Origin of the sequence: Streptomyces sp. NPDC127038 (assembly GCF_042725875.1) — a bacterium.
Classification (GTDB): domain Bacteria; phylum Actinomycetota; class Actinomycetes; order Streptomycetales; family Streptomycetaceae; genus Streptomyces.
Window position 1 is genome coordinate 1 of sequence record NZ_JBHXDQ010000129.1, and the last position, 7,981, is coordinate 7,981.

The window sequence follows — 7,981 nt, forward strand, 5'->3', positions numbered from 1 at the left end:
CTCGCCTCGAAACACAGGATGCCCGAGCGGCAAGCGGCCGCGCGCGGCCAGGCCGCCCCGCAGAGCGCTCCCGCCACCGGGACGGGGCCGTCCGCGGACTCCGTCGCGGAAGCGGGTGGGGCGCAGGGGAAGCCCGAGGCGGCCCGCGAGCACCAGCGCGCGGCCGCCGAGGCCGAGCCGTCGGCGCCCGCCGCGCCCGAGACGTCCCGCAGGGCCGTGACGGCGCCGCCGGCCCGCGCGGCGCTCCCGCCCGCCAGGCCCGCCCAGCGCTCCGGTCACTTCACCGTGCCGACCGCGGTGGCCGTCGTCCCGCAGACCGCGCCGGTGCGGCGCCCCTCGGTCGAGGGAGGGTTCGACTTCTTCGGCACGCAGAAGGAGGAGTCGGACGCCGCGATGGAGGCCGTGCAGAACGAGGACCTCGCCGACGTGGTCGGCCAGGAGGCGCTCGCCGCGCACCAGGCCGAGTCCGGGGACCGGCCCGCGGGCGAGGACCCGGAGGGCGACCGCCAGGTCATCGACCTGACCGCGCACGACGAGACCGAGCACATCGACATGACCGGGCTGCGGAGCGCGGCTTCCTGAGCCGCGCGCCCGCCCGGCGGGTCCGACGAGGAGAGGGCAGTGGCATCACGCCACTGCCCTCCGTCGTTCACGCCCCCTCGCCGGGAACCCGCGTCACCCGCCCGCGCGCAGCGAACGCCGGCCGCGCCGGCCCCGTCGGCCGGCCGGCTCTGCAAGCCCAGGCGGGGCCCCGGCTGCACCCCCAGGGCAACTTCCCCTCAGCGCCCCCGGTTCGCCCCCGCGCAGGCCATCCAGCGGTCCGTGCAGGCCATCCAGCGGCCCGCTCAGGCCATCCAGCGGTCCGGGCGGGCCTCCCTGCGGCCCGTTCGGGAGCGGTCGGCCTGCGCCTGGAGAAGCTCCGCCGCCTCCGCCGCGTCCCGCAGCCGCGCCGTGACCGTCTTCCCGGCACCGGCGTCGACATGGACGTCGGCGAGCCCCTTGAAGCGCTGCCAGGGCCCCTGCGTCAGCCGGACGCTCTGCACCTTCGCGTGCGGGACGAGCGAGAGACGGCGCCGCAGCAGCCCCTTGCACGCGGCGAACACGGTGCCGGTGACGGCGAGTCCGTACCCGCGCCACCAGAACGGCACGCACCAGCCCGCCCGGCGCGGCGGGCGGACCGGGGACGGGGGGACGGTCACACCGGGCAGCACCGCGGCGATCACGGCGTGGGCGACCTCGCGCGGAGCGACGGGCACGAGGACCGAGTTCGAGGACCCGGCCACGTCCAGCTCGACGCGCACCCATCGGCCGCGCCACAGCAGGGGTTCGACGATCCGTACGGTCTGCACGCGTCCGGGCGGCACGGTCTCGTGCGTACGGTCCAGGAGCCCGTGGTCGATGCGCAGGCCGTCGGGCGACTCGCCCACCGTCCAGTCGTACTCGGCGACGAACCGCCCCACGCTGCTCGCGCCCGCCGCGCCGAGCAGGGGCAGTCCGGTCGCGAGGACGGTCCAGGCGCTGTGCGTGGCGAGCCACAGCAGCGTGGGGACGACGAGCGCGGCGATCAGGGAGGCCCAGGTGGCTCCGGTGAGCAGCACGGAGGCGACGAGGACGCCGGGCGGCACGTGCAGCAGTTGCCGCACGGGTGCCTCGCCGACCTCGCCGACGGAGTCGGGCGCGAACCCGGCCGCCCGGGCCAGGAGTTCGGCGCGCAGCCGGCGGGCCTCGCCCTCGCCCAGAAAGGCCAGTTCGTCCTTCTCGTCCGTGCCGACGACGTCGAGCTTGAGCTTGGCGACGCCCGCGACCCGGGCCAGCAGCGGCTGGGTGATGTCGACGGCCTGGAGCCGTTCGAGCCGGATGTGCGCGGTGCGGCGGAACAACAGGCCGGTACGGATGCGCAGTTCGGTGTCGGTGACCGCGAAGTGGGTGAACCACCAGCTCAGGAAGCCGTAGAGGGCGGCACCCGGGACGATCACCGCGAGCGCGATGAGCAGCGCCGTCGTCGTGAGCCGGGTGAGCTGCTGCTGCGCCTGGCCGGGATCGTGGACGGCCCAGCCGGCGAGTACCGCGACCGGGGCCCAGGCACGCCGGAACGGGGTCACCGGGTGCAACCGCCGCTCCGGCACCGGCTTCTCCTCCCGTACGAGGCCGATGCCCTCCACGGAAGCACGGTCCTGTACGGAACCGATGCCCTCCACGGAAGCGAGGTCCCGTACGGAACCGATGCCCTCCACGGAAGCAGGCTCCTGTGCGGATCCGATGCCCTCCACGGAACCGTCCTCGGCCGGGTGCCCGGAAAGGTGCCCGGAGGAGTCCGGGGAAGCCGTGCTCACAGGCCCGCCGATCGGGCCTCGCCGAGTTCCGTCAGCCGGTCCCGCAGTCGCTCGGCCTCGGCCGGTTCGAGACCCGGGATGCGCGCGTCGGTGGCCGCGGCGGCCGTGTGCAGCTGTACGCCGGCCAGCCCGAAGTGACGTTCCAGCGGCCCGGAGGTCACCTCGACCAGCTGCATGCGTCCGTACGGCACCACGGTCTCCTCGCGCCACAGCACGCCCCGGCTGATCAGCAGGTCGTCCGCGCGTTCCGCGTACCGCCAGGAGCGCCAGTTCCGCCCCAGCATGCGCCAGCCCCACCCGGCGAGGGCGAGCGGCAGCAGGGCGAAGGCCGCCCAGCCCGGACCGGCGAACAGGGCGAGGAGCATCCCGACGACGATCGTCAGGAGTCCCGCCCACATCACCAGCAACAGTCTTCTCATACGCAGCAGCCCCGGAGGCAGCCCGGTCCAGACCGGCTCCCCCGGCGCGCTCTCCTCGGTCCGCGCGCTCCCCGTCTCCATGGAGCAAGCGTACGTACGAGAGACTGTGGCCATGACTCCCACGACGGAGACCGTGGTCGGTATCGGCGGCGCGGCCGAGAGCACCGACATGGTGCTCAACATCGGCCCCCAGCACCCCTCGACCCATGGCGTGCTGCGGCTGCGCCTGGTGCTCGACGGTGAGCGGATCCAGCACGCGGAACCGGTCATCGGCTACATGCACCGCGGCGCCGAGAAGCTCTTCGAGGCGCGCGACTACCGGCAGATCATCATGCTGGCCAACCGCCACGACTGGCTGTCGGCCTTCTCCAACGAGCTGGGCGTCGTCCTGGCCGTGGAGCGGATGCTCGGCATGGAGGTCCCCGCGCGCGCGGTGTGGACGCGCACGCTGCTCGCGGAGCTCAACCGGGTCCTCAACCACCTGATGTTCCTCGGCTCCTACCCCCTGGAGCTGGGCGGGATCACCCCGATCTTCTACGCCTTCACGGAGCGCGAGGAGCTCCAGCACGTCATGGAGGAGATCTCCGGCGGGCGGATGCACTACATGTTCAACCGCGTCGGCGGCCTCAAGGAGGACCTCCCGGCCGGATGGGCCACACGCGCGCGTGCCTGCGTCGCCGCCCTGCGCTCACGGATGGGCGTGTACGACGACCTGGTGCTCGGCAACGAGATCTTCCGGGGGCGTACGCGCGGTGTGGGTGTCCTGGCTCCCGCGGCGGTGCACGCGTACGGCGTGAGCGGCCCCATCGCGCGGGCCTCGGGCGTCGACTTCGACCTGCGCCGCGACGAGCCCTACCTCGCCTACGGGGACCTCCAGGACACCCTGAAGGTCGTCACCCGCGAGGAGGGCGACTGCCTGGCCCGCTTCGAGTGCCTCCTGGAGCAGACGCACAACGCTCTGGATCTCGCGGACGCCTGCCTCGACCGGCTGGCCGAGCTGCCGCCCGGCCCGGTCAACCAGCGTCTGCCGAAGGTCCTGAAGGCCCCCGAGGGACACACGTACGCCTGGACCGAGAACCCGCTCGGCATCAACGGCTACTACCTCGTCAGCAAGGGCGAGAAGACCCCGTACCGGCTGAAGCTGCGCTCCGCCTCGTTCAACAACATCCAGGCGCTCACCGAACTGCTGCCCGGGACCCTGGTCGCCGACATGGTGGCGATCCTCGGGTCACTGTTCTTCGTGGTCGGGGACATCGACAAGTAGGCCGTCGGTGCCGGGGCCGCCGACGAGCAGGTCTTCGGCGCCGGGGACGCCGACGGGCTGGAGCAGCCAGCCGAAGTCGCCCAGGCCGCCCGGCGCGGTCAGCTCGGCGGCCTGTCCGGCGCCCGCCAGGGCGCGCACATAGGCGGCCGGGTCCGTCGAGGCGAGCGAGAGCGGGGGGCGTGCGCCGCTCACGCCCAGCGCGCGCAGTGCCGCGCGCTGGGTGATCACGCGTCCTCCGGGCAGCGCGCACGCGTCGAGTGCCACATGGGCGGTGATGTCGCACGAACCGTCCGGCACCGGGGCCGCCTCGCGTCCCGCGCGGAAACCCGTGAGGGTCCCGAAGGGCGGACGGCCGCCGGTGAAGTGCGCGTAGTCGACGGCGACGGCGAGACCCCGGTCGAGCGCGGACACGGCGGAGGCCCAGGCGAGGTCCCGGGGGCGCCCGATCTCGGCGCGGGCGCCCTCGGCGGCCACGAGGGGCGCGCCGGCGGGAGCCTCCGCCCCCGGCGGTCGGGGGGCTTCCGCCTCCGGCCACCACCAGGTGCGCAGCCACCGGGCGTCCTCGCCGGTGACGGGCTCCCCGAGCCGCTCGGTGCCGTCGGCGCGGACGAGGACCAGCCGCGGCACACCGTCGGGGCCCGCCTCGGCGACGTCCACGGGCACGTTGTCCAGCCACTCGTTGGCGAACAGCAGCCCGGTGACCCCCCGCGGCGGTTCGTCCAGCCAGGAGATCCGCGGGTCGAGGCCCGCCGGCCGGTCCGCCCGCTCGACCGCGTACGCGCGCGTGCGCTCCGCCACACCGGAGGGGAGGGCGGCGAGGACGCCCGCGGCCAGCTCGCCGCGGCCGGCCGCCATGTCCACGAAGGCCAGCGGGTCCGGGTGGCCGAGTGCCGCGTCGAGACGGCACAGCAGCCGCGCCACGGCTCCCGCGAACAGCGGGGAGGCGTGCACGGAGGTCCGGAAGTGGCCCGCCGGGCCCTCGGGCCGGCGATAGAAGCCCGAGGGCCCGTACAGCGCCTCCTCGGCCGCCTCGCGCCATCCCCGCCACTCGCCCGCCGCCGCACGTTCCACGGGGCCAGGCTAGGGGGTGCCACCCGGTGCCCCCGGAAGGTGTCCCCGGAGCGTCCCGCGGGGACGGCATCCACCTTGGGGAGTACGACGGGCGCTCGCGGATCGGTCCTCCGGTTGACCCGGGCACACCGCGCGCCTCCCTACTCTGGGTTACGTGCAGCGCCTCTATGACCTTCTCCGCAGGTACCCGACATGGGTCGACAGCTTCTGGGCCGTCGCCCTGCTCGGGGTCTCCTGGGTGAGCATCAGCAATGTCAGCGGCGCCGCGGACGGACCGCCGTCGACGGCCGTCGCGCTCCCGATCGCGTTCGCGCTGAGCGCCGTGGTCGCGCTGCGCCGCCGGATGCCGGAGAAGATGCTGGTCCTGGCCGTGCTGGCGGGCCTGGCGCAGCTGATCCTCGACGTGCCCTCGGCACCCGCGGACTTCGCCATGCTGGTGATCATCTACACGGTCGCCGCGAACGGCGCCCGCTGGGCCTCGCGGCTCGCGCTGATCGGCGGCCTGTGCGCGGGCACCGTCGCGCAGCTGCGCTGGCCCGCGACCGAGACCAGCGGGCCGGGCGACGTCTTCATAGCGATCTTCCAGACCGTTCCGTTCGCGCTCGCCTGGGTGCTCGGCGACTCGATCCGCACCCGCCGCGCCTACCTCGCCCAGCTTGAGGAGCGCGCCGCCCGCCTGGAGAAGGAGCGCGAGGCACAGGCCAAGGTCGCGGTCGCCGCGGAACGGGCCCGGATCGCGCGCGAGCTGCACGACGTCGTCGCGCACAACGTCTCGGTCATGGTGGTGCAGGCCGACGGCGCCGCGTACGTCATGGACACCGCCCCGGAGCAGGCCAGGAAGGCGCTGGAGACCATCTCGGGGACGGGCAGGCAGGCGCTCGCCGAGATGCGCCGGCTGCTCGGTGTCCTGCGCACAGGCGAGCACCAGGAGAGCGGCGAGTACGTGCCGCAGCCCGACGTCGAGCAGCTCGACGACCTCATCGAGCAGTGCCGCACCTCGGGCCTGCCCGTGGACTTCAAGGTGGAGGGCACCCCGCGCCCCCTGCCGAGCGGGGTGGAGCTCACCGCGTACCGCATCGTCCAGGAGGCGCTGACCAACACCCGCAAGCACGGAGGCCCGAACGCGGGCGCCAGCGTGCGTCTGGTCTACTTCGACGACGGTCTCGGCCTGCTCGTCGAGGACGACGGGACGGGCGCTCCCCACGAGCTGTACGAGGAGGGCGGTGCCGACGGACAGGGCCACGGCCTGATCGGCATGCGGGAACGCGTCGGCATGGTCGGCGGCACCCTGGACGCGGGGCCGCGGCCCGGCGGGGGGTTCCGCATCAGCGCCCTGCTGCCGCTCAAAGCGGCCCACTGACACCTGTACACACCCCGGTCCCCGAGGCCGGCCAGTCCGAACGCACCCGGTCCCGACGACCGGCCCGACGAAGTGAAAGGCCCCCGATGGCGATCCGCGTGATGCTCGTCGACGACCAGGTGCTGCTGCGCACCGGCTTCCGGATGGTGCTCGCCGCCCAGCCGGACATGGAGGTCGTGGCCGAGGCGGGCGACGGCGTCGAGGCCCTCCAGGTGCTGAGCGCCACCGAGGTCGACGTGGTCCTGATGGACGTCCGCATGCCGAAGCTCGACGGGGTGGAGACCACCCGCCGCATCTGCTCGGACCCGAACCCGCCGAAGGTGCTGATCCTGACCACCTTCGACCTGGACGAGTACGCGTTCTCCGGGCTGAAGGCGGGCGCCTCCGGCTTCATGCTCAAGGACGTGCCCCCGGGCGAACTGCTCGCCGCCATCCGCTCCGTGCACAGCGGCGACGCCGTGGTCGCGCCGTCCACCACCCGCCGTCTGCTCGACCGGTTCGCGCCGCTGCTGCCCAACGCGGGCAAGGAGCCGCAGCACAAGGGCCTGGAACGGCTCACCGACCGCGAGCGCGAGGTCATGATCCTCGTCGCGCAGGGCCTGTCCAACGGGGAGATCGCGGCCCGTCTCGTCCTGTCCGAGGCCACCGTGAAGACCCACGTCGGCCGCATCCTCACCAAGCTGGGGCTGCGCGACCGGGTCCAGGTCGTCGTCCTCGCCTACGAGACGGGACTCGTCCGCGCGGGCGGGCTCGCGGGGCGTGACCGGGACGTGACCGGCGCGCACTAGGGTCTCGGCATGCTCCTGTGGATCAACGGGCCCTTCGGGGGCGGCAAGACACAGACCGCACACGAGATCCGGCGCCGGCTGCCCGGCAGCGTCGTCTGCGATCCGGAACACGCCGGGTTCGGCCTCCACCGCATGCTTCCGCCCGAACTCCGCGGTGATTTCCAGGACTTGGTGTCCTGGCGACAGGGCGTGGTCGAGGTGCTCGACCTCGCGCTCGGCGCGCGGGACGGTGTGGTCATCGCCCCGATGACGGTCACGGACCCCGGGTACTTCGGGGAGACGGTCGGGCGGCTGCGTGAACTGGGGCACGACGTACGGCACTTCACCCTGCTGGCCGAGCGGGAGACCGTCCTCCGCCGGCTGCGCGAGCGTGGCTTCGGGCATTTCGTGGGGCACGTCGCCGGGAAGGACACGCCGCTGCGGCGCGAGAGCTGGGCCGTGGACCGGCTCGACCACTGCCTGGAGCGGCTGCGTGAGCCGGAGTTCGCCGAACACCTGTGGACCGACCACACGACGGTCGCCAGGACCGCCGACCGGATAGCGGTCCTCGCCGGCCTGACCCTCACGCCGAACCGGGACGGTGCCCTGCGCGGACGCCTGAGGCGCGCCCGCACGAGCGTGCGCCACATCCGCTTCGACTGACCCTCCGAGCCCAGGGCCCCACCCCACTCCCACAACAGCCTTCTCTCGCCCCCTCCGCCCCTACCCGACCCGTACCCGGGGGGGGGGGGGGGGCCGCGGCCGCC

General features: G+C 73.9%; 7 protein-coding genes and 1 pseudogene. 5 read left to right on the top strand and 3 right to left on the bottom strand.

The window, feature by feature from the left end; translation table 11 throughout:
* A pseudogene (locus tag ACFWI4_RS40835) lies at positions 1-582 on the top strand (hypothetical protein); the annotation flags it as partial.
* A 263-nt stretch (positions 583-845) separates the two neighbouring features.
* Here the strand turns inward: ACFWI4_RS40835 and ACFWI4_RS40840 are convergent.
* Together ACFWI4_RS40840 and ACFWI4_RS40845 are read right to left on the bottom strand one after the other, a co-directional pair.
* Positions 846-2,162, bottom strand: coding sequence for a PH domain-containing protein (locus ACFWI4_RS40840; RefSeq protein ID WP_387206763.1), 1,317 nt, complete (start codon positions 2,160-2,162; stop codon positions 846-848).
* A 167-nt stretch (positions 2,163-2,329) separates the two neighbouring features.
* Positions 2,330-2,833 carry a PH domain-containing protein gene (locus ACFWI4_RS40845; protein ID WP_385398723.1) on the bottom strand — a complete coding sequence of 168 codons (504 nt, stop codon included), beginning with the start codon at positions 2,831-2,833 and terminating at the stop codon, positions 2,330-2,332.
* A 31-nt stretch (positions 2,834-2,864) separates the two neighbouring features.
* Here ACFWI4_RS40845 and ACFWI4_RS40850 point away from each other — a divergent pair, with 31 nt between their 5' ends.
* Positions 2,865-4,016 carry an NADH-quinone oxidoreductase subunit D gene (locus ACFWI4_RS40850; RefSeq protein WP_387206752.1) on the top strand — a complete coding sequence of 384 codons (1,152 nt, stop codon included), beginning with the start codon at positions 2,865-2,867 and terminating at the stop codon, positions 4,014-4,016.
* Here the strand turns inward: ACFWI4_RS40850 and ACFWI4_RS40855 are convergent.
* Positions 3,981-5,087, bottom strand: coding sequence for an SAM-dependent methyltransferase (locus ACFWI4_RS40855; protein ID WP_387206754.1), 1,107 nt, complete (start codon positions 5,085-5,087; stop codon positions 3,981-3,983). The genes ACFWI4_RS40850 and ACFWI4_RS40855 overlap by 36 nt on opposite strands.
* A gap of 154 nt (positions 5,088-5,241) precedes the next feature.
* Here ACFWI4_RS40855 and ACFWI4_RS40860 point away from each other — a divergent pair, with 154 nt between their 5' ends.
* The 3 genes from ACFWI4_RS40860 (at position 5,242) to ACFWI4_RS40870 (ending at position 7,877) form a co-directional block, all read left to right on the top strand.
* Complete coding sequence (locus tag ACFWI4_RS40860) at positions 5,242-6,447, top strand: sensor histidine kinase (protein WP_387206757.1); 1,206 nt, start codon at positions 5,242-5,244, stop codon at positions 6,445-6,447.
* An 86-nt stretch (positions 6,448-6,533) separates the two neighbouring features.
* Entirely contained in the window at positions 6,534-7,235 is a 702-nt protein-coding gene (locus ACFWI4_RS40865) for a response regulator (RefSeq protein WP_387206759.1), read from the top strand.
* Positions 7,236-7,244: 9 nt separating this feature from the next.
* Complete coding sequence (locus tag ACFWI4_RS40870) at positions 7,245-7,877, top strand: AAA family ATPase (protein ID WP_387206761.1); 633 nt, start codon at positions 7,245-7,247, stop codon at positions 7,875-7,877.
* Positions 7,878-7,981: the final 104 nt, after the last annotated feature.